The following is a 435-nucleotide window of genomic DNA, read 5'->3' on the forward strand; positions in this document are numbered from 1 at the left end:
ATAACTTGTAGTTCGGTATCACGATTAGCCCCATTGCTGAATGACATACTGTTAAATACAAGATAATCGGGTAAACTGATATAATAGAGAACACTTGCAAGCAAGACTAGAATAATAGTGATAAATAATAATTTCTTTTTCATTTTGACATACCTCTGTTTCTATATAGTGAATTACTACATAAAGATTTATTGAATATACTTTTATGTAGAGGTGAGGCAATGAAGTATGGACATTTGGAACTTCACATAGAGGAACTGCTGAAAGAAAAAGGGATTAGTAAGAATACCATTTGTAAAGAATTGGATATACCGAGGTCTAATTTCAATCGCTATTGCAGAAATGAATTTCAGAGATTAGACGCACAACTAATCTGTAAACTGTGCAGTTACTTGGATTGTGGAATAGAAGAATTGATAGAGTATGTGAAAGAAT

At 32.0% G+C, this 435-nt stretch carries 1 protein-coding gene; it reads left to right on the top strand.

The genetic code is table 11. The features are described 5' to 3' along the window. Positions 1–221 precede the first annotated feature (221 nt). On the top strand, positions 222–435 hold a 214-nt coding region (locus G5A70_RS15545), incomplete at its 3' end, for a helix-turn-helix domain-containing protein (RefSeq protein ID WP_004611575.1).

It is taken from the genome of Blautia hansenii (assembly GCF_013304445.1).
Lineage (GTDB): Bacteria > Bacillota > Clostridia > Lachnospirales > Lachnospiraceae > Blautia.